General features: G+C 72.3%; 18 protein-coding genes and 1 pseudogene. 16 read left to right on the top strand and 3 right to left on the bottom strand.

All coding sequences use genetic code 11. The features are described from left to right. Positions 1-2: 2 nt before the first annotated feature. The 5 genes and pseudogenes from ACGFT1_RS19415 to serA all read left to right on the top strand — a co-directional run bounded on the left by ACGFT1_RS19415 (position 3) and on the right by serA (position 8,831). Positions 3-3,246 (top strand): annotated as a pseudogene (locus ACGFT1_RS19415) (putative bifunctional diguanylate cyclase/phosphodiesterase). A 244-nt stretch (positions 3,247-3,490) separates the two neighbouring features. Next, positions 3,491-5,338, top strand: a complete 1,848-nt coding sequence (locus ACGFT1_RS19410; protein WP_373910182.1) for an acetolactate synthase large subunit — start codon at positions 3,491-3,493, stop codon at positions 5,336-5,338. A 21-nt stretch (positions 5,339-5,359) separates the two neighbouring features. Further along, positions 5,360-5,884, top strand: coding sequence for an acetolactate synthase small subunit (ilvN, locus tag ACGFT1_RS19405; protein ID WP_121786755.1), 525 nt, complete (start codon positions 5,360-5,362; stop codon positions 5,882-5,884). A gap of 120 nt (positions 5,885-6,004) precedes the next feature. Further along, positions 6,005-7,003 carry a ketol-acid reductoisomerase gene (gene ilvC, locus ACGFT1_RS19400; protein WP_373910181.1) on the top strand — a complete coding sequence of 333 codons (999 nt, stop codon included), beginning with the start codon at positions 6,005-6,007 and terminating at the stop codon, positions 7,001-7,003. A 226-nt stretch (positions 7,004-7,229) separates the two neighbouring features. Beyond that, complete coding sequence (serA, locus tag ACGFT1_RS19395) at positions 7,230-8,831, top strand: phosphoglycerate dehydrogenase (RefSeq protein WP_356824372.1); 1,602 nt, start codon at positions 7,230-7,232, stop codon at positions 8,829-8,831. Positions 8,832-8,892: 61 nt separating this feature from the next. Here serA and ACGFT1_RS19390 read toward each other — a convergent pair whose 3' ends face one another. Further along, complete coding sequence (locus tag ACGFT1_RS19390; protein WP_373910180.1) at positions 8,893-10,422, bottom strand: MFS transporter; 1,530 nt, start codon at positions 10,420-10,422, stop codon at positions 8,893-8,895. A 97-nt stretch (positions 10,423-10,519) separates the two neighbouring features. Here ACGFT1_RS19390 and ACGFT1_RS19385 point away from each other — a divergent pair, with 97 nt between their 5' ends. Then, positions 10,520-11,104, top strand: a complete 585-nt coding sequence (locus ACGFT1_RS19385; protein ID WP_373910179.1) for a TetR/AcrR family transcriptional regulator — start codon at positions 10,520-10,522, stop codon at positions 11,102-11,104. A gap of 7 nt (positions 11,105-11,111) precedes the next feature. Here the strand turns inward: ACGFT1_RS19385 and ACGFT1_RS19380 are convergent, their stop codons facing one another. Further along, complete coding sequence (locus tag ACGFT1_RS19380) at positions 11,112-12,467, bottom strand: PucR family transcriptional regulator (protein WP_373910178.1); 1,356 nt, start codon at positions 12,465-12,467, stop codon at positions 11,112-11,114. Between the two features lie 163 nt (positions 12,468-12,630). Between ACGFT1_RS19380 and ACGFT1_RS19375 the strand changes: the two genes are divergently transcribed. The 3 genes from ACGFT1_RS19375 (at position 12,631) to ACGFT1_RS19365 (ending at position 15,858) form a co-directional block, all read left to right on the top strand. Continuing rightward, positions 12,631-13,557 (top strand): proline dehydrogenase family protein, encoded by a 927-nt coding sequence (locus ACGFT1_RS19375; protein ID WP_373910177.1) that lies wholly within the window; start codon positions 12,631-12,633, stop codon positions 13,555-13,557. Positions 13,558-13,596: 39 nt separating this feature from the next. After that, positions 13,597-15,228: an L-glutamate gamma-semialdehyde dehydrogenase gene (pruA, locus tag ACGFT1_RS19370; protein WP_373910176.1), complete on the top strand. Its 1,632-nt coding sequence runs from the start codon at positions 13,597-13,599 to the stop codon at positions 15,226-15,228. Positions 15,229-15,729: 501 nt separating this feature from the next. Beyond that, positions 15,730-15,858: a hypothetical protein gene (locus ACGFT1_RS19365; protein WP_121786747.1), complete on the top strand. Its 129-nt coding sequence runs from the start codon at positions 15,730-15,732 to the stop codon at positions 15,856-15,858. Between the two features lie 60 nt (positions 15,859-15,918). On the opposite strand, the gene ACGFT1_RS19360 is transcribed toward ACGFT1_RS19365, so the two are convergent. Further along, a complete protein-coding gene (locus ACGFT1_RS19360) occupies positions 15,919-17,466 on the bottom strand; it encodes a purple acid phosphatase family protein (protein ID WP_373910175.1) in 1,548 nt (515 codons plus the stop codon). A 142-nt stretch (positions 17,467-17,608) separates the two neighbouring features. Between ACGFT1_RS19360 and ACGFT1_RS19355 the strand changes: the two genes are divergently transcribed. The 7 genes from ACGFT1_RS19355 to ACGFT1_RS19325 all read left to right on the top strand — a co-directional run bounded on the left by ACGFT1_RS19355 (position 17,609) and on the right by ACGFT1_RS19325 (position 25,843). Next, positions 17,609-18,652 (top strand): 3-isopropylmalate dehydrogenase, encoded by a 1,044-nt coding sequence (locus tag ACGFT1_RS19355; protein ID WP_356824378.1) that lies wholly within the window; start codon positions 17,609-17,611, stop codon positions 18,650-18,652. A gap of 241 nt (positions 18,653-18,893) precedes the next feature. Further along, positions 18,894-19,982: a branched-chain amino acid aminotransferase gene (locus ACGFT1_RS19350; protein WP_373910174.1), complete on the top strand. Its 1,089-nt coding sequence runs from the start codon at positions 18,894-18,896 to the stop codon at positions 19,980-19,982. 176 nt (positions 19,983-20,158) lie between these two features. Beyond that, positions 20,159-20,854: an urease subunit gamma gene (gene ureA, locus ACGFT1_RS19345; RefSeq protein ID WP_373910173.1), complete on the top strand. Its 696-nt coding sequence runs from the start codon at positions 20,159-20,161 to the stop codon at positions 20,852-20,854. Continuing rightward, positions 20,851-22,575 carry an urease subunit alpha gene (locus ACGFT1_RS19340; protein ID WP_373910172.1) on the top strand — a complete coding sequence of 575 codons (1,725 nt, stop codon included), beginning with the start codon at positions 20,851-20,853 and terminating at the stop codon, positions 22,573-22,575. The genes ureA and ACGFT1_RS19340 overlap by 4 nt, the downstream gene beginning before the upstream one ends. Before the next feature lie 16 nt (positions 22,576-22,591). Then, entirely contained in the window at positions 22,592-23,635 is a 1,044-nt protein-coding gene (locus ACGFT1_RS19335) for an agmatine/peptidylarginine deiminase (protein ID WP_373910171.1), read from the top strand. Between the two features lie 241 nt (positions 23,636-23,876). Next, positions 23,877-24,494 (top strand): TetR/AcrR family transcriptional regulator, encoded by a 618-nt coding sequence (locus tag ACGFT1_RS19330; protein WP_373910170.1) that lies wholly within the window; start codon positions 23,877-23,879, stop codon positions 24,492-24,494. A gap of 38 nt (positions 24,495-24,532) precedes the next feature. Further along, a complete protein-coding gene (locus ACGFT1_RS19325) occupies positions 24,533-25,843 on the top strand; it encodes an MFS transporter (protein WP_373910169.1) in 1,311 nt (436 codons plus the stop codon). The last annotated feature ends 99 nt before the right edge of the window (positions 25,844-25,942 follow it).

Raw genomic sequence — 25,942 nt, 5'->3', positions numbered from 1 at the left:
CTATGGACCAACGATCCGACGCGGCGGGGCCGTCGACGGCGACCCTGGCGGACGGCCTCGCGCAGGCGCGGCCACCACACCCACCACACGTACCAGCAGTGCCGGCCCGGCGGCCGTCGCAGGCACGCCCGTCCGGCGCACCGGGACCGTCGGGACCCGGGGACGACGCTCACCGGGAGGCCCCGGTGAGCGCCCCGCCCTCGGTGACGAGCACCCGGGACGAAGCCGTGCGCGCACCGCACCCGTACCAGCCGCCGCCCCGGCGGCCGGCCCCCGGTGAGAGTGCCCGCCTGGTGGAGCAGCTCGTTCTCGCCCTGGTCTGCGCGGCCTATGCCGTCGGCGCCGCGTCCGGCTGGGGCACGAAGGCGGCCGCGGACGTCATGGGCGACTTCGGGCTCAGCGCGGCGGCCGGCACCGCCGCCGTCTCCTGCTTCCTCTACGCCCGCGGCCCGCGCGTGCGCTTCCGGTCCGCCTGGCTGCTGTTCGCCCTCTCCGCGACGATGACGGCACTGGGCAACGCCGTCTGGGGGTGGTACGAGGTCGTCCTGGACGTGGACGTGCCCAGCCCCAGCTACGCCGACCTGTTCTTCCTGTGCTTCGCGCCGCCCGCCATCGTGGGTCTGCTGGTCCTCGCCAAGCGGCCTGCCAGCCGGGCGGGCTGGATCTGTCTGGGCCTGGACGCCTGGCTGATCGGCGGCTCCCTGCTCACCCTCTCGTGGAGCCTCGCGCTCGCCCAGACGGCCAGGTTCGACGGTTCGAGCGTGTCCCACGCCGCGCTGTCGCTGGCGTACCCGCTGCTGGACATCGCGCTCGTCAGCATGGTCCTCGCGCTGCACTTCCGCCGCGCCCCGGGCAACCGTACGGCGGTGAACACCGCGATCGGCGCGCTCGCCCTGACCGTCATGTGCGACGCGCTGTTCACCTCGCCGCTGCTGCACAGCAGCTACCGCTCGGGACAGCTGCTGGACGCCGGCTGGTTCGCCGGCTCCCTGCTGCTGGCGTACGCGCCCTGGGCCACCCCCCGGCGGCCGTCCGGCGGCCCGGGGACGCGCGTGCCGGACGGACACACGCGCGTGGTCCACGAGCACGTCCCCGGGCAGCGTGGCGCGGCCCACCACCCGGTGTCCCCGCCCGCCCCGGGCGGCGAGCACTGCCGCTATCCGGCCGGCCGGCCGATCACCGGCTCCCTCGCCGCGCTCACCCCGTACCTCGCCGCCGCCGTCTGCACCCTGGGCATCCTGTACAACGTCCTGAACGGCCGCAGGCCCGACCACGTCGTGCTGATCACCGCGGGCTGCGTGGTGCTGGCACTCGTCATCCGCCAGGGCATCATGCTGCTGGACAACATCACCCTCACCCAGGAGCTCGCGCAGAAGGAGAACCACTTCCGCTCCCTGGTGCAGGGGTCCAGCGACGTCATCATGATCGCCGCGCCCAACGGCATCCTCCGGTACGTCTCACCGGCCGCCGCCGGGGTGTACGGCCGGCCCGCCGAGGACCTGGTCGGCAGTGAGCTGGCGAGCCTGATCCACCCGGAGGACCTGGGCTGCGTGGTGCACGAGGTGCGCCGCTTCCTCGCCGCCAGCCCGGTCGAGGAGCCGACCACGCGCATCGAGTGCCGGTTCCGGTCGGGCGCCGGCGGCTGGCTCAACGTCGAGTCCACCGTCAACCGGCACCACGGCGGACTGATCTTCAACAGCCGGGACGTGACCGAGCGGGTGCGCCTCCAGGCGCAGTTGCAGCACAACGCCGAGCACGACCCGCTGACCGACCTGCCCAACCGCGCGCTGTTCACCAAGCGGGTCCAGCAGGCCCTGTCCGGCCGCCGCGCCACCGACCGGGGCGCCGCCCTGCGCGGTACGGCGGTGCTCTTCATCGACCTGGACGGCTTCAAGGCCGTCAACGACACGATCGGCCACCAGGCCGGGGACGAGCTGCTGGTGCAGGCCGCCCGCCGGCTCCAGGACGCGGTCCGGCAGGGGGACACCGCCTCCCGGCTGGGCGGCGACGAGTTCGCGGCCCTGATCGTCGGGGACGGCACCAGGGACCGGGCGGCCAGGGAACGGAACATCCTGGAACTGGCCGACCGCCTCCGGTTGACCCTCTCCCAGCCGTACGCCATCGGCGGCAACGATGTCCGGGTCAACGCCTCCATCGGTGTCGCCTTCGCCGAGCCGGGCCTCGGCGCGGGTGAGCTGCTGCGCAACGCCGACCTGGCGATGTACCGCGCGAAATCGGCCGGCAAGGGCCGGGTCGAGCTGTACAGACCGCAGATGCAGCAGGACGTCGTCCGCAAGGCGGAGCTGGCCACCCGGCTGCGCGCCGCGCTGCACGACGGTGAGTTCGCGCTGCTGCACCAGCCGGTGGTGTGCCTCCAGAACGGCAGGATCACGGCGGTCTCCGCGCAGGCGCGCTGGCGCTCCTCGCAGGGGGTGCTGTTCACCCCGGCCGAGTTCCTGCGGGTGGCGGAGGACGGCGACAAGGTGGCCGAGCTGGACCGCTGGGTCCTGCACGAGGCCGTGGAGCGGGCCGCCGAGCGGGCCGGCACCGGGGCCGCCGTCCCGGTCGCCGTCCGGATGAGCGCCCGGCGTCTACTCGACCGCTCCACTCCGCTCGGCTCCGTCGAAGCGCTGCTCACCCGGCACGGGCTGCCGCCCGGGGCGCTGGTCCTGGAGCTGTCCGACACCGACCCGCGGGTCTCCCTGGACGAGCTGGAGCGCCGGCTGACCGCGCTCAGCCGGCTGGGGGTGCGGATCGCGCTGGACGGCCTCGGCAGCGGCTACGCGGCCATCACGGCGCTGCGCAGGCTGCCCGTGGACATCCTCAAGCTCGACCGCGGCCTGGTCGAGGGCGTGGTCGAGTCCGCGCGGCTGCACAAGATCACCAGTGGTCTGCTGCGGATCGCGGGGGACCTCGGGCTCCAGTCGGTCGCCGAGGGCGTGGACCTGCCGGAGCAGGTGGTCGCGCTGCGCGCGATGGGCTGCACGCACGGCCAGGGCATGGCGTTCGCCGGCGCGCTGGACGAGCTCCGCCTGCGCCGGGCGCTCGGTTCCGGTCACTATCCGGTCCCGCACGCCCCCGCGGAACCGGCGTTCGCGGGCGGTGTGCGCGAGCCGTCCGCCGCGCCCGGGAGGTGAACGGCTCCCGGGGCGGGGTACGGAGAGGTACACGGAGGGTGCGGCCGCGGTCCGCGGAGGCGACCGCACCCTCTGTTCACATTCTGAGACTCCCGTCCCACCTACTTGACACGTGGTGCGTGCCGGGGGGAGGGTCAGTGCCATGCGCACCCGAATTCTCGTACTTGGACAGCGCGTCGGCTGAGCTGGGACCCACCGGAGGACGATCCGGAATCCCCAGCGACCACACCCGGCGCGCTCCCCTCGCTTGCCTTGCGGCACGAGGGGTTTTTTGTTGCACGAGCACCGTTCGTGCAGCGCCCGAACTCCGCCCGAACCTCGCAAAAACCCTCAGCATCGAGAAGAGAATGCCGATGACCGAGCAGGCCACCGGGGCCCACCATCCGCAGCCGCGGCCCCGTTCCGGAGGACACTCCGCCCCCGTCGAGCACGTCACGGGTGCGCAGTCCCTCATCCGCTCCCTCGAGGAGGTCGGCGCGGACACGGTGTTCGGCATTCCCGGCGGCGCGATCCTCCCCGCGTACGACCCGCTGATGGACTCCACCCGGGTGCGCCACGTGCTGGTCCGGCACGAGCAGGGCGCCGGCCACGCGGCCACCGGCTACGCGCAGGCCACCGGCCGGGTCGGTGTCTGCATGGCGACCTCGGGACCGGGCGCCACCAACCTGGTCACGCCCATCGCCGACGCGCACATGGACTCGGTGCCGCTCGTGGCGATCACGGGACAGGTCGCCTCCAAGGCGATCGGCACCGACGCCTTCCAGGAGGCGGACATCGTCGGCATCACCATGCCGATCACCAAGCACAACTTCCTCGTCACCAAGGCCGAGGACATCCCGCGGGTCATCGCGCAGGCGTTCCACATCGCCTCCACCGGCCGCCCGGGCCCGGTCCTGGTCGACATCGCCAAGGACGCCCTGCAGGCGAAGACGGTCTTCTCCTGGCCGCCCACCATGGACCTGCCCGGCTACCGCCCGGTGACCAAGCCGCACGCCAAGCAGATCCGCGAGGCGGCCAAGCTGATCACCGCCGCCAGGCGGCCCGTGCTGTACGTCGGCGGCGGTGTCCTCAAGGCCGGGGCCACGGCCGAGCTGAAGGTCCTCGCCGAGCTGACCGGGGCGCCGGTCACCACGACGCTGATGGCGCTCGGCGCGTTCCCCGACAGCCACCCGCTGCACGTGGGCATGCCCGGCATGCACGGCAGCGTCGCCGCGGTCACCGCGCTGCAGAAGGCCGACCTGATCGTGGCCCTGGGCGCCCGCTTCGACGACCGCGTCACCGGCAAGCTGGACAGCTTCGCGCCGTACGCCAAGATCGTCCACGCCGACATCGACCCGGCGGAGATCGGCAAGAACCGCACCGCCGACGTGCCGATCGTCGGTGACGCCCGCGAGGTCATCGCCGACCTGGTCCAGGCGGTCCAGAAGGAGCACAGCGAGGGCCACCAGGGCGACTACACCGCCTGGTGGAGCGACCTGAACCGCTGGCGCGAGACCTACCCGCTCGGCTACGACCTGCCCGAGGACGGCTCGCTCTCCCCGCAGCAGGTGATCGAGCGCATCGGGCAGCTGGCGCCGGAGGGCACGGTCTTCGCCGCGGGCGTCGGCCAGCACCAGATGTGGGCCGCGCACTTCGTCCAGTACGAGCGCCCCGCCACCTGGCTGAACTCCGGCGGCGCCGGCACGATGGGCTACGCGGTCCCGGCCGCCATGGGCGCCAAGGCCGGCGTGCCGGAGCGGACGGTCTGGGCGATCGACGGCGACGGCTGCTTCCAGATGACCAACCAGGAACTGACCACCTGCGCCCTGAACAACATCCCCATCAAGGTCGCCGTCATCAACAACGGCGCCCTCGGGATGGTCCGCCAGTGGCAGACCCTCTTCTACAACCAGCGCTACTCCAACACCGTGCTGCACAGCGGCCCCGACGACATCAACCCGCAGGCCCGGGGCACGCGCGTGCCGGACTTCGTGAAGCTGTCCGAGGCGATGGGCTGCGTGGGGCTGCGCTGCGAGCGCCCCGAGGACCTGGACCGGGTCATCGCGGAGGCGAACGCCATCACCGACCGCCCGGTCGTCGTCGACTTCATCGTCCACGAGGACGCGATGGTCTGGCCGATGGTCGCCGCCGGTACCTCCAACGACGAGATCATGGCCGCCCGGGACGTCCGCCCCGACTTCGGCGACAACGAAGACGACTGAGCGAGAGAGACGTAAGAAGACATGTCCAAGCACACGCTCTCCGTCCTGGTGGAGAACACGCCGGGCATCCTCGCCCGCATCGCCGCCCTGTTCTCCCGCCGCGGCTTCAACATCGACTCGCTCGCGGTCGGTGTCACCGAGCACCCCGACATCTCCCGCATCACCATCGTGGTGGGTGTCGAGGAGCTGCCGCTGGAGCAGGTCACCAAGCAGCTCAACAAGCTCGTCAACGTGCTGAAGATCGTCGAGCTGGAGCCCGGCCAGGCCGTCCAGCGCGAACTGGTCCTGGTGAAGGTCCGCGCCGACAACGAGACCCGGTCCCAGATCGTGGAGATCGTCCAGCTGTTCCGCGCCAAGACCGTGGACGTCTCCCCGGAGGCGGTGACGATCGAGGCCACCGGCTCCGGCGAGAAGCTGTCCGCCATGCTCAAGATGCTGGAGCCGTACGGCATCAAGGAGCTCGTCCAGTCCGGCACGATCGCGATCGGCCGCGGCGCCCGTTCGATCACGGACCGCTCGCTGCGCGCGCTCGACCGGACCGCGTAGGGACCCGGACGGGCGGCCGGCGCGCCACGCCGCCGCCCGTATACCGAGACCCCGAAACTTCTGTCCCGCCCACCGTCATACGGTGGGACGCATCACCCGCACACAAGGAGAGAACCCAAAGTGGCCGAGCTGTTCTACGACGCCGACGCCGACCTGTCCATCATCCAGGGCCGCAAGGTCGCGGTCATCGGCTACGGCAGCCAGGGTCACGCCCACGCGCTGTCGCTCCGTGACTCCGGTGTCGACGTGCGTGTCGGCCTGCACGAGGGCTCGAAGTCCAAGGCCAAGGCCGAGGAGCAGGGCCTGCGCGTGGTGACCCCGGCCGAGGCCGCCGCCGAGGCCGACGTCATCATGATCCTGGTCCCGGATCCCCTCCAGGCCCAGGTCTACGACGAGTCCATCGCCCCGAACCTGAAGGACGGCGACGCGCTGTTCTTCGGCCACGGTCTGAACATCCGCTACGGCTTCATCAAGCCCCCGGCGGGCGTGGACGTCTGCATGGTGGCCCCGAAGGGCCCGGGCCACCTGGTCCGCCGCCAGTACGAGGAGGGCCGCGGCGTGCCCTGCATCGCCGCCGTCGAGCAGGACGCCTCCGGCAACGCCTTCGCCCTCGCGCTGTCCTACGCCAAGGGCATCGGCGGCACCCGCGCCGGCGTCATCAAGACGACCTTCACCGAAGAGACCGAGACCGACCTGTTCGGTGAGCAGGCCGTGCTGTGCGGTGGCACGGCCGCGCTGGTCAAGGCGGGCTTCGAGACCCTGACCGAGGCCGGCTACCAGCCGGAGATCGCCTACTTCGAGTGCCTGCACGAGCTGAAGCTGATCGTGGACCTCATGTACGAGGGCGGCCTGGAGAAGATGCGCTGGTCCATCTCCGAGACCGCCGAGTGGGGGGACTACGTCACCGGTCCGCGCATCATCACCGACGCCACCAAGGCCGAGATGAAGAAGGTCCTCGCCGAGATCCAGGACGGCACCTTCGCCCGCGCCTGGATGGACGAGTACCACGGCGGTCTGAAGAAGTACAACGAGTACAAGCAGCAGGACTCCGAGCACCTGCTGGAGACCACTGGCAAGAAGCTGCGCAAGCTGATGAGCTGGGTGGACGAGGAGGCGTAAGCCTCGGGACAGGGGCCGGGGCGGACGCTCCGGCCCCTGTTGTCCGCCGTGTCCTGCCACGGACGGGTGATCCTTCCGCGGAGGCGCAATCCGGTTCCCGGCACGCCACTAGACTTCTGCACAACACGCGTCAGGCCCACAGCGTCGTGCGTCTTCCGCGGCTAGCCCCCCTCCACCGCCTGCGGCCGTCGGGACGGCCGTCCGCATCGCACCTGTGAGGACTCACGTGAGCTCGTACCCCAGTAAAAAAGCCACGGTACTCATCGCTGAGGAGCTGTCGCCTGCCACCGTCGACGCACTCGGTCCGGACTTCGAGATCAGGCACTGCAACGGAGCGGACCGCTCCGAGCTGCTTCCGGCCATCGCCGACGTGGACGCGATCCTCATCCGTTCGGCCACCAAGGTCGACGCCGAGGCCATCGCCGCCGCGAAGAAACTGAAGGTCGTCGCGCGTGCCGGCGTCGGCCTGGACAACGTCGACGTCTCCGCCGCCACCAAGGCCGGCGTGATGGTCGTCAACGCCCCCACCTCCAACATCGTGACCGCGGCCGAGCTGGCCTGCGGTCTCATCCTCGCGACCGCCCGCAACATCCCGCAGGCCAACACCGCCCTGAAGAACGGCGAGTGGAAGCGCAGCAAGTACACGGGTGTCGAGCTGGCCGAGAAGACGCTGGGTGTCGTGGGCCTGGGCCGCATCGGCGCCCTCGTCGCGCAGCGCATGTCCGCCTTCGGCATGAAGGTCGTCGCCTACGACCCCTACGTGCAGCCCGCGCGGGCCGCGCAGATGGGTGTCAAGGTGCTGTCGCTGGACGAGCTGCTGGAGGTCTCCGACTTCATCACCGTCCACCTGCCCAAGACCCCCGAGACCCTCGGCCTGATCGGCGACGAGGCGCTGCGCAAGGTCAAGCCGAGCGTGCGTGTCGTCAACGCCGCGCGCGGCGGCATCGTCGACGAGGCGGCGCTGTACGCGGCGCTGAAGGAGGGCCGGGTCGCCGGCGCCGGCCTCGACGTGTACGCCAAGGAGCCCTGCACGGACTCCCCGCTGTTCGAGCTGGACCAGGTCGTGTGCACCCCGCACCTCGGCGCCTCCACCGACGAGGCCCAGGAGAAGGCGGGCATCGCGGTGGCCAGGTCGGTGCGGCTCGCGCTCGCCGGTGAGCTGGTGCCGGACGCGGTGAACGTCCAGGGCGGTGTCATCGCCGAGGACGTCAAGCCGGGCCTGCCGCTCGCCGAGCGTCTGGGCCGTATCTTCACCGCGCTGGCCGGCGAGGTCGCCGTCCGCCTCGACGTCGAGGTCTACGGCGAGATCACCCAGCACGACGTGAAGGTGCTGGAGCTGTCCGCGCTCAAGGGTGTCTTCGAGGACGTCGTCGACGAGACGGTGTCGTACGTCAACGCGCCGCTGTTCGCGCAGGAGCGCGGTGTCGAGGTGCGCCTGACCACCAGCTCCGAGTCGGCCGACCACCGCAACGTGGTGACGGTGCGCGGCACGCTGGGCACCGGCGAGGAGGTGTCGGTCTCCGGCACGCTGGCCGGCCCGAAGCACGTACAGAAGATCGTCGCGGTCGGCGAGTACGACGTCGACCTCGCGCTCGCCGACCACATGGTCGTCCTGCGCTACGAGGACCGTCCGGGTGTCGTCGGCACCGTCGGCCGGGTCCTCGGGGAGGCCGGCATCAACATCGCCGGCATGCAGGTCGCGCGTGCGGCGGTGGGCGGCGAGGCGCTGGCGGTGCTCACCGTGGACGACACGGTGGCCCCCGGCGTGCTGGCCGAGCTGGCCGCGGAGATCGGGGCGGCCTCGGCCCGGTCCGTGAACCTGGTCTGAGCACACGACGGACGCCGGGCGGGCCGACTTCCATCGGCCCGCCCGGCGTTCCGCGTATCCGCTACCGGTCGCCGCCGGTCGTCCGCAGGGCCAGTGCGGCGCCGACCGCCGCGAGCGCCAGCAGCACCGCTCCGGCGACCGCCACGCCGTGCATTCCGCCGGTGAACGCCTCCCGGGCGGTGGCGAGCAGGGACGCGCCGGGCCGGCCCGGCAGCCGGGCGGCCGCGGTGAGGGCGCCGCCCAGGGTCTCGCGGGCCTCGGCCGGGGCCGTGTCCGGCATGGCGTGGCGGTAGACGGCCGTCCCGATGGAGCCGAGGACCGCCATGCCGAGCGCCCCGCCGAACTCGGTGCCGGTCTCCAGCAGGGCGGACGCCGTGCCCGCCTGTTCCGCCGGGACGCCGCTCATGGCCAGGTCGGTCAGCTGGGACAGCACCATGACCACGCCGCAGGCGAGGACGCCGGCCGCGGCCAGGACCAGCCACAGGGAGTCGGTGCCGGTGAGGGCGAGCAGGGCGTACCCGGCCGCGCTGACCGCGAAGCCGGCGGTGACGACGTAGCCGCGGTGGACGCCCCGCTGGACGAGCGCGGTGGTCAGGGGCCCGGCGGCCCCGATGAGCACCGACGGGAGCAGGCTCCACAGAGCCGCCGCCAGCGGGCTCTTGCCGAGGACCGACTGGAGGTACTGCGTGGTGAAGATGGCGGAGCCCATCATCCCGAACGCGGACACCAGGGTCAGGACCAGCGACGGGGTGAAACCGCGGCCCCGGAAGAGGGCCGGCGGGACCAGCGGGGAGGCGCCGGTGCGCTGGCGCCGGACGAAGAGCGCCGCGAAGAACAGGCCGGCGACGACCGGGACGACGTAGCGCAGGTGCCAGCCCTCGGACGGGATCTCCTTGAGGCCGTAGACCACCGGCAGTACGGCGGCCATCGACAGGGGCACGCTCGCCAGGTCGAAGCGGCCGGCCCGGTGATTACGCGTCTCCGGCAGCAGGACCGGGCCGAGGACCAGCAGCAGCCCCATCGCGGGCAGGTTGACCAGGAAGACCGAGCCCCACCAGAAGTGCTCGACCAGGACGCCGCTCATCACCGAGCCGAGGGCGACCCCGCCGGTCATCACTCCGGACCACAGGCCGATGGCCTTGGCCCGCTGGGCGGGGTCGGTGAACATCGTGCGCAGCAGGGCCATCGTGGACGGCATGAGGGTCGCGCCGCCGACGCCGAGGAGCGCGCGGGCCGCGATCAGGGTCCCGGCGCTGTTCGCGCAGGCCGCGAGCAGGGAGGCCGCGCCGAAGGCGGCGGCCCCGGTCAGGAGCAGCTTGCGGCTGCCGACGCGGTCGCCGAGCGAGCCCATCGTCATCAGCAGGCCGGCCAGGACGAAGCCGTAGATGTCGAAGATCCACAGTTGCTGGGTGCCGGTGGGGTGCAGGTCGGCGCTGATGGCGGGGGCCGCGAAGTAGAGGACCGACACGTCCATCGAGACCAGCAGCAGCGGCAGCATCAGCACCCCGAGCGCGGTCCACTCGCGGCGTCCGGCGCGGACGGGGGCGCGTTCGGCGCCGACGGGGACGGTGGTGCTCGTCGAGTTCGTCATGCCGAGGAATGTACGGCTGTATTAAACGTCTGTCTAGAACAGTTGTATAAGTCAGTCGTCTAGGACGGATGTATGGATGGCCGTTAGGCTGGCGGACATGGGACACCGTGAGGATCTGCTCGAAGGCGCCAAGCGCTGCCTGCTGGAGAAGGGCTTCGCGCGGACGACGGCGCGCGACATCGTCAAGGAGTCGGGGACGAATCTGGCCTCGATCGGCTACCACTACGGGTCGAAGGACGCGCTCCTCACCCGGGCCTATGTCTCCCTGCTCGAAAGGGTCGGCGAGGGCTTCGGCCCGGGCCTCGGCGGGGAGGCCACCCAGCCCCCGGGATCGCTGGCGCGCTTCCAGGAGATGTGGGCGAGCGTCCTGCGCACCGTCCCCGAGTCACGTGCCATCTGGCTGCTCAGCTTCGAGCTGATGTTCCAGGACGAACGGGTCGCGGAGGTGCGCAAGCTGCTGGCCGAGGCGCAGGAGGAGGGCAGAACAGGGCTCGTGGCACTCTTCAGCGGCGTGCCGGAGACGGAGATCGACCAGGAGACCACGGACAGCGAGGGCCGCCTCTACCAGACCCTTCTCAACGGCCTCATGGTCCAGTGGCTCTTCGACCCCGGTTCGGCGACCACCGCGGAGCAGCTCACCGAGGGGCTCAGGCGCGTCATGCGGCAGGCCGCGCAGCACTGACCCGCGGTCACAGCCGCGCCCGTTTCAACGTCATGTGCAGCAGCAGCCGGTCCTCCCCGTCGTCCAGGTCGAGCCCGGTCAGCTGCTCCACGCGGGACAGGCGGTAGTACAGCGTCTGGCGGTGGATGCCCAGCTCGGCGGCGGTGCGGCCGGCCTGTCCCGCGCAGTCCAGGTAGACCTCCGCGGTGCGGGCCAGCTCCCGGTGGGCGGGGGAGAGCAGCGGGCCGGCCACGGGGTCGTACGCGGCCTCGGGGGGCAGCGCGGTCAGCAGCCGGTACGGCCCGATGCGCCCCCACTCCGCGATCGGCGCGAACCGCGGCTCGGCCAGCGCGGCGCGCGCGGCGGCCCGCGCCTCCTGCCAGACCGTGCCCAGCTCGGCGAGACCGGTGCGGGGCTCGCCGATCCCGGCGGCGCACCGCGCCCCGGCGGCGAACCCGGACACCCGGCCGGCCCCGGCGGCTGCGGCCCCTGCGGTGCCCGCGGTCCCGGCGGGGGCGGCAGGCCCCGGCTGCCGTGCGGCCACGGCGGCGGCCGTACGCGCCCCCGCTCCCCGCGCCTTCGCTCCTCCCGCGCCCTCGGCGTCCCTCAGCAGCCGTGCCGCCGCCGTCAGCGCCGGCGTCGGCACAGCCGTCGTCCGCAGCCGCACCAGCACCGCGAGGGTCAGCCCGGTCAGTCCCCAGGGCAGCGTGCACAGGGCGGTGGCGTGCGGGACCGTACGCGGGGCCGGGGCGTCGTCCGGGTCGGCCGAGGGCCAGGGTGCCACGCAGACCAGCGTGTGCGGGCCGTCCGCGCGGGGGCCCAGGGCGGTGCGCAGGTCGGCCACCGCCATGTCCCGCTGCCAGCCGCGCTCGGCCGTGAGCACCGCCCGCAGCTCCCGGCTCAGCCCCGCCCCGGCCTCCGCCTCGTCGGCGAGCAGCGCCCCGATCCGGTCCGCCACCCGCAGCGCGGCGGCCAGCTGGGCGTCCGTCGGCCCGGGGTCGCCGTCCAGCAGCCAGACGTAGCCGAGGACGACACCCCGATGGCGTACGGGGAGGCAGATCCGGCCGCGGTACACACCGGCCTCCGGGCTCGGCGGGATGCGTACCGGCCCGGTCGCGCGCGTGATGCCGAAGCCCTCGAACCAGGTGCGGACCGCCGCCGTGGAGCGCCGGGTCAGGATCGAACGGGTGCGGACCGGGTCCAGCGCGGACGGGTCCAGCTCGTCGTCGCTGTCGTACGCGCCGAACGCGATCAGCTCGAAGTCGCGGTTCTCCAGGGTCGCCGGAACCCCCAGCAGCTCGGAGATCTCGTCCACCAGCTCCTGGTAGTCACCCATTCTTCCGAAGGATGCGGCATCGGCCTTCACCCGGGCATTCTCCCCCATTCCCCGGCCGCCCTCATACACCTGTCTGAGAACCCGTGCACGGATGCGTGACAGCTGTCGATGGCTCAGGATCGGAGGGATCCATAGGTTTCACGGTGGTTCTCCGTGCCGTACCCGAATCGCCGGGTAGGGCCGTTTCGGTGCTTGTCTGTGGAGGTGCCCCGTGCTGGGTCCCGTGATTCTCGCCGCGTCGCGCAGCGACCGGATGCGTCGTCTGATCTCGGCGGCCCCGGTGACCAAGCAGGTCGTCGACCGGTTCATCCCCGGCGAGACCGTCACCGACATCGTCCCGATCATCGAAGAACTCACGGCCAAGGGCCTGGAGCTGACGATGGACGTCGTCGGCGAGGACATCACCACCCCGGAGCAGGCCGCCGCCGCCCGGGACGCCTACCTGGCGCTGGTCGGCCACCTCGAGCGGCTGGAGCTGGGCGAGAAGGTCGAGATGTCGGTCAAGCTGTCCATGTTCGGCCAAGCGCTGGAGGGCGGCCACGAGCTGGCCCTGGCCAACGTCCGGCCGGTCGTCGAGGCCGCCGCCGCCATCGGGACGACCGTGACGCTCGACGCCGAGGACCACACCACCCTCGACTCGATGTTCGCCATCCATGAGGAGCTGCGGAAGGACTTCCCGCAGACCGGTTGCGTCATCCAGGCCTACCTCTTCCGCACCGAGGCCGACGCCCGCCGCCTCGCGGAGTCCGGCAGCCGCGTGCGCCTGGTGAAGGGCGCCTACAAGGAGCCCGCCGAGGTCGCCTACCAGCAGAAGCACGAGATCGACAAGGCCTACGTGCGCATCCTCAGGACGCTCATGGAGGGCGAGGGCTATCCGATGATCGGGTCCCACGACCCGCGTCTGATCGCCATCGCCCAGGAGCTGGCCCACAAGGCCGGCCGCAAGCTCGACGAGTACGAGTTCCAGATGCTGTACGGCATCCGGGGCGAGGAGCACCTGCGGCTGGCCGCCGAGGGCCACCGCATGCGCGTCTACACCGCCTACGGCACCGACTGGTACGGCTACTTCATGCGCCGCCTCGCCGAGAAGCCCGCCAACCTGCGCTTCTTCCTGCGCTCGATGGTCAGCAAGGGCTGAGCCCGAACACCCGCTCACGTACAAGGAGTTACGGATCTCATGGACGCTGTGACCCAGGTCCCCACCCCCGTCAACGAGCCGGTGCACGGCTACGCCCCCGGCTCGCCCGAGCGCGCCCGCCTGGAGGTCAAGCTCAAGGAGCTGGCCGACAACCCGATCGACCTGCCGATGACCATCGGCGGCGAGAAGCGCATGGGCGGCGGTGAGACCATCCAGGTCGTCCAGCCGCACAACCACAAGGCCGTCATCGGCACCCTGCGCAACGCCACCCAACAGGACGCGCAGGACGCCATCGACGCGGCCCTGGCCGCCGCCCCGGCCTGGCGCGCGATGGCCTTCGACGACCGCGCCGCGATCATCCTGCGCGCCGCCGAGCTGCTGGCCGGCCCCTGGCGCGAGACGATCGCCGCCTCCACCATGCTGGGCCAGTCCAAGACCGCCCAGCAGGCGGAGATCGACAGCCCCTGCGAGCTGGTCGACTTCTGGCGCTTCAACGTGCACTACGCCCGCCAGATCCTCGCCGAGCAGCCTCCGGCGAACTCCCCGGGTGTCTGGAACCGCCTGGACCACCGCCCGCTGGAGGGCTTCGTCTACGCGATCACGCCGTTCAACTTCTCGGCGATCGCGGCGAACCTGCCCACCGCGCCCGCCCTGATGGGCAACGTGGTGCTGTGGAAGCCGTCCCCGACGCAGACCCACGCCGCCGTCCTGCTGATGCAGCTGCTGGAGGAGGCGGGCCTGCCCAAGGGCGTCATCAACCTCGTCACCGGCGACGGCATCGAGGTCTCCAAGGTCGCCCTGGAGCACCGCGACCTCGCCGGCATCCACTTCACCGGTTCGACCAAGACTTTCCAGTACCTGTGGAAGACGGTCGGCAACAACATCGAGAAGTACCGCTCCTACCCGCGCCTGGTCGGCGAGACCGGCGGCAAGGACTTCCTGGTCGCCCACCCGAGCGCCGACCGCGCGATCCTGAAGACCGCCCTGACCCGCGGTGCCTTCGAGTACCAGGGCCAGAAGTGCAGCGCCACCTCCCGCGCCTACATCCCGGCCTCCATCTGGAACTCGGGCTTCAAGGAGGAGTTCGCCGCCGAGGTCGACTACCTGACCATGGGTGACGTCACCGACCTGTCCAACTTCATGGGCGCGGTGATCGACGAGCGGTCCTTCGCCAAGAACAAGGCGGCCATCGACCGCGCCAAGCAGGACCCGACCTGCACCGTCGTGGCCGGCGGCAGCTACGACGACTCGGTCGGCTACTTCGTCCGTCCGACCGTCATCGAGTGCACCGACCCGGAGAACGAGGTCTTCACCACCGAGTACTTCGGCCCGATCCTCGCCGTGCACGTCTACGAGGACGACGCGTACGAGGAGATGCTGACCCAGATGGAGTCGGTGTCGGACTACGCCCTCACGGGTTCGGTCATCGCGGGCGACCGGGCGGCCGCGGCCCACACGATGGAGAGGCTCCGCTTCGCCGCGGGCAACTTCTACATCAACGACAAGTCGACCGGCGCCGTCGTCGGCCAGCAGCCCTTCGGCGGCGGCCGTGCCTCCGGCACCAACGACAAGGCCGGCGCCCCGCAGAACCTGCTGCGCTGGACCCTGACCCGGGCCATCAAGGAGACCCTGGTCCCGCCGACCGACTACGCCTACCCGCACATGGGCTGACGGTCCCACGAGCACGGCCCGGGAGGCCCGACATCTGGTCGGGCCTCCCGGGCCGTTCCCATTCCACGGGTACGGACGCGGTCCGCGCGACCCCGGCAGGGCGATACCGGCCTCGTGCCTCCCCGCCCCCGGCTCGTCCGCACCGCCGAGCCGACCCGGGCCCGGCGCCGTGAGCCCCGTGCCCGCAGCACCCTCACCGCGTACCCCCTGAACACACGAACGCCCAGTTCAGGGCGGGGTGAGTCGGTGCGCCGTCTCAGATAGTAGGAAGTCCGAGTAATGATGCAGACAGACGCGGACGGCTCCCTTAGCGTGGAGGGAGCCGAACGTCTCGCTCCATCCAGCGAATGGCGGTCGTGAGCCGGGCCCCGTGCAGGCAACCCCTGCGGCCATCGTTTCCCGCCCCTTTCCGGGGTCCCCCTCCCACGCCTCCATGAGGCAGCGGGAGGAGCCGTGCCCCCACACCGCCGTACTCCGCGTCTGCCGAAGGAGTCGATTGCCATGGCCGAGACGACCGTCCGCCGCGTCCGCCACGTGCCCCGCACGAGCGAGTCCGACCGCAAGAACGCCGCCGCCGCCCTCCAGCGCGCCCTGGACCGCCGGGACAACGGCGGTGCGACCGGCCACTGAGCCGGCACCGGACCGGGCCACCAGCCGGGAGCCGCACCCGAGCGGGGTGCGGCGCGGCCCTCATCCGCCGCGCCGCACCTCGAAGTGGTCGATCCGCCGCCCGTCGTGCGCCAGCGCCGACACCGCGAGCCGCGGTGCCGCGCCGGCTCGCACCTCCACCGAGAGCAGCGAGAAACCGGTGTAGCGGACCCGCGACCACTCCACCGTCTCCGGCGCGCGGTCCCGCTCCTTCGTCCACGCGAAGGTGCCGACCGGCTCGTGCCGGGTGACGTGTCCCTCGTAGCTGTCCCGGACGCCCGGAGGGAACGCGTACAGGTCCCGCCCGCCGCCGCCCGCGGTGACGTACACCGTGCCGTCCCGGGCCGGGTCGGTGGAGCCACCGACGGGCACGGCCCGGCCCACCCGCCCGCCGCGGACCGCGTCGGTGCGCTCGTAGACGTGGTTGTGCCCGTTGATCACCAGGTCCACCCGGTGCTCGGCGAACAGCGGCAGCCACTGCGCGCGCACGCCCCCGTCGGACGCGTGCTGCGAGGTGGAGTAGGCGCAGTGGTGGAAGAAGACGACCACGAAGTCGATGCCGCCGGCCGCGCGCAGCGAACCCAGGGTCCGGTCCAGCCAGGCCGTCTGCCGGCCGCCGCTGTGCCCGAGGTTGGCGGGGATCTCGTACGACACGTCGTTGGCGTCCAGCGCGACGAAGGCGGCGTTGCCGTAGGTGAACGCGTACGCGCCCGGTGTGCCGTGCGGGTCGAAGCCGTTGTCCGGCAGGGAGAACCGGGCCAGCTGGCCGCCGTAGCCGTCCGGCGAGTACCAGGCCTCCATGTCGTGGTTGCCGGTCGTCACCATCCACGGCACCGACCGGGCGACCGGCTCGTTCTGCTTCAGGAACAGGTCCCAGAAGGCGGGGTCGTAGCCGTCCGACCGCCGCCCGGTCCCGTTGACGTCGGCGTAGCAGAGGTCGCCGGCGTGCAGATGGAACGCGGGCTCCTGGCGCAGCATCAGGTCGTCGCCCGCGTGCGCCGCCCGGCTCACGCCCTGGTCGCCGAACGCCGTGAACACGAACCGCTCCGGGTGCGCGGGTGCCGTGCGGAAGGAGGTGAGGGCCGCGCGGTGCGCGGGCGCGGTGGGCTCCCAGCCGTCGTGGCCGACGCCGTAGTAGTAGGTCGTGCCGGGCACGAGGCCGTCCACGGCCGCGTGGACGTAGTACTGCTCCAGCGCCGGACGCACCCCCGCCACCCCGGGCGTGCGCAGCGGGCGCACCTCGGCCGCCACGCGGGGGCCGAGGCCGTCGGGGCGCAGGCCCAGCCGGACGTACGGCCGGCGCACCGCGGAGCGCACCTGCCAGGCGATCCGCATCTGGGTCCGGGGATCGGCGCCGAAGGCGAGATGCCGGCCGAACGGGCGGGCCGCCGCGCCGTACGCCCGTGGACCCGCCGTGCCGGGGGCGCGCCGGGAGCCGGTGCCGCAGCCGGTCAGCAGGCCGCCCGCCACCGCGCCCGCCGTCACCAGCGTGCGCCGGCGCACCACGCGGTCGCGCAGGTAGGCGTACTGCTCGGCCATGCTCAGCCGTTCCGCGAGCCGCCGCGGGATGCCGACATCGGGAGTGTCCATGGCCGGAACCTTCCACCCGGGCCCGACGCCCGCGCCACCCACGGGTGAACGCCGCCCGGCGGGAGGGCACCGGCCACCCGTCGAGCTGTCCGCATGTCGGACAGGGCGTGTCATCCCCTGGGACGAGGAGTAGGGTGCCCGCATGTCTCGCAGCCTCAATCTCGCAGTGATCCCCGGTGACGGCATCGGCCAGGAGGTCGTGGCCGAGGGTCTGAAGGTCCTCTCCGCCGTCCTGCCGCAGGATGTGAAGCTGGAGACCAAGGAGTACGACTTCGGTGCCCAGCGCTACCACGCCACCGGTGAGACCCTCACCGACGCAGACCTCGACGCGCTGAAGCGGCACGACGCCATCCTGCTCGGCGCCATCGGCGACCCGTCGGTGCCGTCCGGCGTCCTGGAGCGCGGCTTCCTGCTCAAGCTCCGCTTCGCCTTCGACCACCACGTGAACCTGCGTCCGTCGAAACTGCTCCCCGGTGTCGCCACCCCGCTCGCCGGCCAGCCGGAGATCGACTTCGTGGTCGTGCGCGAGGGCACCGAGGGCCCGTACACCGGCAACGGCGGCACCATCCGCAAGGGCACTCCGCACGAGGTCGCCACCGAGGTGTCCGTCAACACCGCCTACGGCGTCGAGCGCGTCGTCCGTGACGCCTTCGCCCGCGCCCAGGCCCGCCCGCGCAAGAAGCTCACGCTGGTCCACAAGAACAACGTGCTGACCTTCGCCGGACACCTGTGGACGAACGTCTTCACCAAGGTGGCCGAGGAGTTCCCCGAGGTCACCACCGACTACATCCACGTCGACGCGGCCACGATCTACCTGGTCACCGACCCGGGCCGGTTCGACGTCATCGTCACCGACAACCTCTTCGGCGACATCATCACCGACCTCGCCGCGGCCGTCTCCGGCGGTATCGGCGTGGCCGCCTCCGGCAACATCAACCCCGGCCGCGAGTTCCCGTCCATGTTCGAGCCCGTCCACGGCTCGGCCCCGGACATCGCCGGCCAGGGCAAGGCGGACCCCACCGCCACCGTCCTGTCCGTCGCCCTGCTGCTGCGCCACCTCGGCTACGACGCCGAGGCGGACCGCATCGACGCGGCGGTCACCGCGGACCTCACCGAGCGGGGCTCCCTGCCCGCCCGCCGCACCTCGGAGATCGGCGACGCGCTCGCCGTACGCGTAGCCGGCTGACCCGCCGCGCTCCACCCAAGCCGCCGGGTCGCTACCGCACCCGGCGGCTTTTCCTGTGCCTCGCCGGGTGCCACCATCAATCCCTGGACCGCTTCACCCCGATTCCGTCGGCCGCCGCTCCCGCGCGATAATCGAACGCGGAGCCGCGATATGAGGGAATGCTCGGACGTCCTAGCACTGACGACCCGCAGTACAGGTGTGAGCGCGGCCCGTCACTACAACCGGTGAAGGACAACCACTCATGACGACGCCCACGATCGAGCTCAAGCCCTCCGCCAGCCCGCTCGCCGCCGCAGAGCGCGAGGCGATCCTGGCCAACCCCGGGTTCGGCCGCCACTTCACCGACCACATGGTGACGATCCGGTGGACCGAGGGGCTCGGCTGGCACGACGCCCAGCTCGTCCCGTACGGCCCGATCTCCCTGGACCCCTCCACCCATGTCCTGCACTACGGGCAGGAGATCTTCGAGGGTCTGAAGGCCTACCGCCAGCCCGACGGCTCGATCGCGCTGTTCCGGCCCGAGGCCAACGCCCGCCGCTTCCGCAACTCCGCCCGCCGCATGGCCATGGCCGAGCTGCCCGAGGAGCTGTTCATCGCGGCGCTGGACGCGCTGCTCACCCAGGACGCCGGCTGGGTCCCGCCGCACGGCGGCGAGGAGGCGCTGTACCTGCGGCCGTTCATGTTCGCCACGGAGGCCGCGCTCGGCGTGCACCCGGCGAACGAGTACCTGTTCATGCTGATCGCCTCCCCGTCCGGCGCCTACTTCGCCGGCGGCGTGAAGCCGGTCACCATCTGGGTCTCGGAGGACCACGTCCGCGCCGTCCCGGGCGGCACCGGCGACGCCAAGACCGGCGGCAACTACGCCGCGTCCCTGCTGCCGCAGGCCGAGGCCGCCGCGCACGGCTGCGACCAGGTCGTCTACCTCGACGCGGTCACCCGCACCAAGGTCGAGGAGAGCGGCAGCATGAACGTCGCCTTCGTCTACGGCGACCGGATCGTCACCCCGTCCCTCACCGGCTCCATCCTGGAGGGCATCACCCGCGACTCCCTCCTCCAGGTCGCCCGCGACCTCGGCTACACCGCCGAGGAGGGCGTGATCACCCTGGAGCAGTGGCGGGCGGACGCTGCCTCCGGCGCGCTCACCGAGGTCTTCGCCTGCGGCACGGCGGCCGTGGTCACCCCGATCGGCCACGCCAAGACGAAGACGGACCAGTGGACCCACGGCGACGGCACGCCCGGCCCGGTCACCCGGCGGCTGCGCGAGGCCCTGCTCGGCATCCAGCGCGGCCTGACCGAGGACGAGCACGGCTGGATGCACCGCATCGGCTGACGCCCACCGCGCACGAGAAGAGGGCCGCCCCGGACGGGTCACCGCCGGGGCGGCCCTCGGTGTTTTGAACGACGCTCGATGTGACCCATACCGCCGTCGGCGGTCGGCCCTTCTCTTCGAACGACCCTACGTTTAGAGTGATGCTCTAATCAGGGAAGCCAAGGAGGTGCCGCGGCGTGAGACTCACCCCGACGGAACGTGACCGGCTGCTGCTCTTCGGAGCCGCCGAGCTGGCCCGGGCCCGCCGGGCGCGCGGCCTCAGGCTCAACGTGCCGGAGGCCACCGCGCTGATCGCGGACACCGTCTGTGAGGCCGCCCGGGACGGCCGGCGGCTCGCCGAGGCCGTCGAGGCGGCCCGGTCGGTGCTCGGCCCCGACGACGTGCTGCCGGGCGTCGCCGACGTCGTCACCGAGGTGATGGTCGAGGCCGTCTTCGACGACGGATCCCGGCTCGCGGTGGTCTCCGACCCCATCGGCGGCGGCCTGGGCGAGCACGCCCCCGGCGCGCTGCTGCCCGGTCCGGAGCACGCCGACCCCGAGCCGGCCGTCCGGCTCCGTGTCACCAACACCGCCACCGTGCCGGTCTCCGTCACCTCCCACTTCCACTTCTTCGAGGCCAATCCGCGCCTCGACTTCGACCGCCGCCTGGCCTACGGCATGCGGCTCGCCGTGCCCGCCGGGTCCTCGGTCCGCTTCGGGCCGGGTCAGAGCGAGGAGGTCGGGCTTCTCCCGATCGGCGGCGAACGGATCGCGATCGGCTTCGCCGGCCTGGTCGACGGGCCGCTGGACGCGCCCGGAGCGCGACAGGAGGCCCTGCGCAGGGCCGCCGCCTGCGGGTATCTCGGAGCCGGAACACAAGGAGGCGTGCGATGAGCCGCTCGAAGGGGCGCGAGGTCAGCCGGTCGGTCCACATCGACCCGCGGGCCTACGCGGCCACCCACGGCCCCCGCGCCGGTGACCGCGTCCGCCTCGGCGACAGCGGGCTCACCGTCCGCGTGGAGTCCGACTCCCAGCGGTACGGCGACGAGTTCCTCGCCGGATTCGGCAAGACCGCCCGCGACGGACTGCACCTGAAGGCCGCCGCCGTCCGGGCGACCTGCGACGTCGTGATCAGCAACGTCGTCGTGATCGACGCGGTGCAGGGCATCCGGAAGGTGTCGATCGGTATCCGCGAGGGGCGGATCTGCGCGATCGGGCGGGCCGGCAACCCGGACACCCTCGACGGTGTGGACGTCGTCGTCGGCACCGGCACCTCGATCGTCTCCGGCGAGGGACTCATCGCCACCGCCGGGGCCGTCGACACCCACGTCCACCTGCTGTCGCCGCGCATCATGGAGGCATCCCTCGCCTCCGGCGTGACCACGATCATCGGGCAGGAGTTCGGCCCGGTGTGGGGCGTCGGGGTCAACTCGCCCTGGGCGCTGCGCCACGCGTTCAACGCCTTCGACGCCTGGCCGGTCAACATCGGCTTCCTCGGCCGGGGTTCGTCCTCCTCGGACGCGCCGCTGGTCGAGGCGCTCGCCGAGGGCGGTGCCTGCGGCTTCAAGGTGCACGAGGACATGGGCGCCCACACCCGGGCGCTGGACACCGCGCTGCGCGTCGCCGAGGAGCACGACGTCCAGGTGGCCCTGCACAGCGACGGGCTGAACGAGTGCCTGTCGGTGGAGGACACCCTGCGCGTGCTGGAGGGCCGCACGATCCACGCCTTCCACATCGAGGGCTGCGGCGGCGGACACGTCCCCAACGTGCTGAAGATGGCCGGTGTCGCGAACGTCATCGGCTCCTCCACCAACCCCACCCTGCCCTTCGGCCGGGACGCGGTCGCCGAGCACTACGGCATGATCGTCTCCGTCCACGACCTCAAGCCCGACCTGCCCGGTGACGCGGCCATGGCCCGCGACCGCATCCGCGCCGGCACGATGGGCGCCGAGGACGTGCTGCACGACCTGGGCGCGATCGGCATCACCTCCTCCGACGCGCAGGGCATGGGCCGGGCCGGGGAGACGGTCCGCCGCACGTTCGCCATGGCCGGCAAGATGAAGGCCGAGCTGGGCCCGCTGGAGGGCGACGGCGACGGCGACGACAACGCCCGCGTCCTGCGCTACATCGCGAAGCTCACCATCAACCCGGCCATCGCGCACGGACTGTCGCACGAGGTCGGCTCGATCGAGGTCGGCAAGCTCGCCGACCTCGTGCTGTGGCGCCCGGAGTACTTCGGCGCCAAGCCGCAGCTGGTCCTCAAGTCCGGCTTCCCGGCGTACGGCGTGACCGGTGACCCCAACGCGGCCACCGACACCTGCGAACCCCTCGTACTGGGGCCGCAGTTCGGCGCGTACGGTGCCACGCCCGCGGACATCTCGGTCGCGTTCGTCGCCCGGGCCGCCGCCGAGGGGGGCGAGGACCTCATGCCCACCCGCCGCAGGAGGGTCGCCGTGCGCGGCACCCGCGGCATCGGCCCCGCCGACCTGCGTCTCAACGCCCGCACCGGGGCGGTCGACGTCGACCAGCGCACCGGCCTGGTCACCCTCGACGGTGACCCGCTGCGCTCGGAACCCGCCGACTCCGTCTCGCTCAACCGCCTCTACTTCCTCTAGGACCCCGGGACCTCACATGACCACCCCCGCCGCCGACGGCTTCCGCATGCCCGCCGAGTGGACCCCGCACGAGCGCACCTGGATGGCGTGGCCGGGCCCCAACCCCACCTTCGACGATCCCGAGGGCCTCGCGGCCTCCCGGATGGCCTGGGCGTCCGTGGCACGCGCCGTCCGCCGCTTCGAGCCGGTCACGGTCGTGTGCGGGCCCGGCCGGTCCGCGGAGGCGCGGGCGCTGCTCGGCCCCGGCATCGACACCGTCGAGCGGGACCTGGACGACGCCTGGATGCGGGACGTCGGGCCCACCTTCCTCACCGACGACCGGGGCGGACTGGCCGCCGTGGACTGGACGTTCAACGGCTGGGGCGCGCAGGAGTGGGCCCGCTGGGAGCACGACGCGAAGATCGGCGCGTACGTCGCCGGCCTGGCCGGCGCGCGGACGTACGCCTCGAAGCTGGTCAACGAGGGCGGGGCGATCCATGTCGACGGCGAGGGCACCGTGCTGCTCACCGAGACCGTGCAGCTCGGCCCCGAGCGCAACCCGCACTGGTCGCGCCAGGAGGTCGAGGCGGAGATCCACGCCCACCTCGGCACCCGCAAGGCGATCTGGCTGCCGCGCGGCCTGACCGGCGACTACCCTCCCCACGGCTTCGGCACCCTCGGCCACGTCGACATCGTCGCCGCGTTCGCCCGCCCCGGGGTCGTGGTCGCCCACCACCAGCCGGACCCGGCCCACCCCGACCACGAGGTCACCAAGGAGGTCATCGGCCTGCTGCGGTCGGCGACCGACGCCCGGGGCCGCCGTCTGGAGGTCGTGGAGGTGCCCGCCCCTGCCGTCCTGGAGGCCGACGGCCACTGGGCCGACTACTCCTACATCAACCACTACCTGTGCAACGGCGGCCTGGTGCTGTGCGGTTTCGACGACCCGCGCGACGAGATCGCCGCCGGGATCTTCCGCCGGCTCTTCCCCGAGCGGACGGTGACCCTGGTCGACGCCCGCACGATCTTCGCCGGCGGCGGCGGCATCCACTGCATCACCCAGCAGCAGCCGAGGACCCGGTGACGGCCGGCGTCGGGTAGAACGTACGGGTGAACGTCCAGGTGTGCGCGGCCCGCGGCCGCCGTCCCAGCCCGCCGCCGCGCCCGCGGCGGCCCGAACGCCCGTCGCGCGGTGTGCGGCAGGCCCCCGGCGGCCTCCGGCCCGCCCCCCGCGCCGCCGGGGCGCCCACGGCGCCGCCGTCCGCCGGCCGCCGCGGGGCCCGCGCGCGACGGGTCCGGCCCGGTGCCGTACGGACGGTCCCGGCATGAGCACGCCCCCCGCACCCCGCCGCCGCACCCCGGCCCCGCCCCGCGAGGACGTCCTCGCCGCGGCCATGGACATGATCGCCGAGCGCGGTCTGGAGAAGCTCACCATGGCCGCGCTCGGCCGCGAGGTCGGCATGAGCAGCGGGCACCTGCTCTACTACTTCCGCTCCAAGGACGAGCTGCTCCTGCGGACCCTGGAGTGGAGCGAGGGCCAGCTCGGCGCCGAGCGCGGCCGGCTGCTGACCCGGTCCGCGCCGGCCCTGGACCGCCTGGCCGCCTACGTCGACCTGTACGTCCCCGACGGCCACCGCGACCCGCACTGGACGCTCTGGCTGGAGGTCTGGAACCGCTCGCAGAACGCCGACGACGACGCCCGCGCCCGGCAGGCCGCCATCGAGGGCGCCTGGCACCGCGACCTGGTCGCCCTGGTCGCCGAGGGCATCTCGCGCGGCGAGTTCCGTCCGGTCGACGCGGACCGCTTCGCGGCCCGGCTGCGGGCGCTCCTCGACGGGTTCTCCATCCACGTGGCGATCGGGCTGCGCGGCACCGACCGGGACCAGGTGCTCGCGCACGTACGGGAGTTCGTCGCCGGCACGCTTCTCGCCGGCGGCTCCTGAAGGAATCGTTCCCATGGCCGCCGGGCAGGTAAGGGCGCATGGGACGACAACACTGGAAGAAGATCTGGGTCGGCTCGGCGGGCAACATGGTCGAGTGGTTCGACTGGTTCGTGTACGCGAGCTTCGCCCCGTACTTCGCGGGCGCCTTCTTCCCCAGCGGCAACCCGACCGCGCAGCTGATGAACACCGCCGGCATCTTCGCCGTCGGGTTCTTCATGCGCCCCGTGGGCGGCTGGCTGCTGGGCAGGGTCGGTGACCGCAAGGGCCGCAAGGCGGCGCTCACCCTGACCGTGACACTCATGTCGGCCTCGGCCGTCCTGATCGCCGTCGCCCCCACCTACGGGGTCGCCGGCTACGGCGGCGCCCTCGTCCTGCTCGTCGCCCGCCTGCTCCAGGGCCTGTCGGTCGGCGGCGAGTACGCGGCCAGCGCCACCTATCTGACCGAGGCGTCGGATCCGCGCAGGCGCGGCTTCGCCTCCAGCTTCCAGTACGTGTCCATGACCGCCGGCCAGATCGCCGGTCTCGGCCTGCTGATCCTGCTCCAGCGCACCCTGTCCGACGACGCCCTGCACGACTACGGCTGGCGCATCCCGTTCGCCGTCGGCGCTCTCGGCGCGGCCGTCGTCTTCTACCTGCGCCGCAGCATGCTGGAGACCGAGGTCTACGAGGAGGACACCTCCCGCTCCGGGGAGCGCGGCACCCTGCGCGCCCTGTGGCGGCACCGGCGGGAGGCGTTCCTGGTCGTCGCCCTGACGATGGGCGGCACGGTGGCGTACTACACGTACACCACCTACCTCACCAAGTACCTGTCCAACTCGGCGGGCCTGTCCAAGGAGACCGCGACCCTGGTCTCGTTCACCGCGCTGATCGTCTTCGCCTGCCTCCAGCCGCTCGCCGGCGCCCTGTCCGACCGCATCGGCCGCCGCCCGCTGCTGATCACCTTCGCGGTGGGCTCCACGGTCCTGACGGTCCCGGTCATGGCGCTGCTCCGGCACGTCCACGGCTACTGGTCCGCCCTCGACCTCGCCCTGCTCGCGCTGACCGTGGTCACCGGCTACACCTCCATCAACGCCTGTGTGAAGGCCGAGCTGTTCCCGACCGGCGTGCGCGCGCTCGGCGTCGCCCTGCCCTACGCCCTCGCCAGCGCCCTCTTCGGCGGCACTGCCGAGTACGTCGCCCTGTGGTTCAAGAAGGCCGGTGCCGAGTCCGGCTTCTCCTGGTACGTGGCCGGCTGCGCAGCCGTGTCCCTGGTGGTCTACGTCACCATGCGCGAGACGAAGGACCTGGACCTGGCCCGGGTCGAGGCCGCCGAGGACGCGGGGGAGTCCAGCTTGACGCCCGCATCCTGAGACGGCCGGTGAGCCGGGGGCCGCGCTGTGCCAAACTGCCCCCGTGTTCTCGTTCGCCGTGATTATGGGCAGCAGGCGCGCCGGTCCGCAGTGACCACC

The organism is Streptomyces sp. Y20 (assembly GCF_043195475.1).
In the GTDB taxonomy this organism is placed as follows: domain Bacteria; phylum Actinomycetota; class Actinomycetes; order Streptomycetales; family Streptomycetaceae; genus Streptomyces.
Note: the sequence above shows the minus strand (reverse complement) of the source record. Positions and strands in the feature narration are given on the sequence as shown.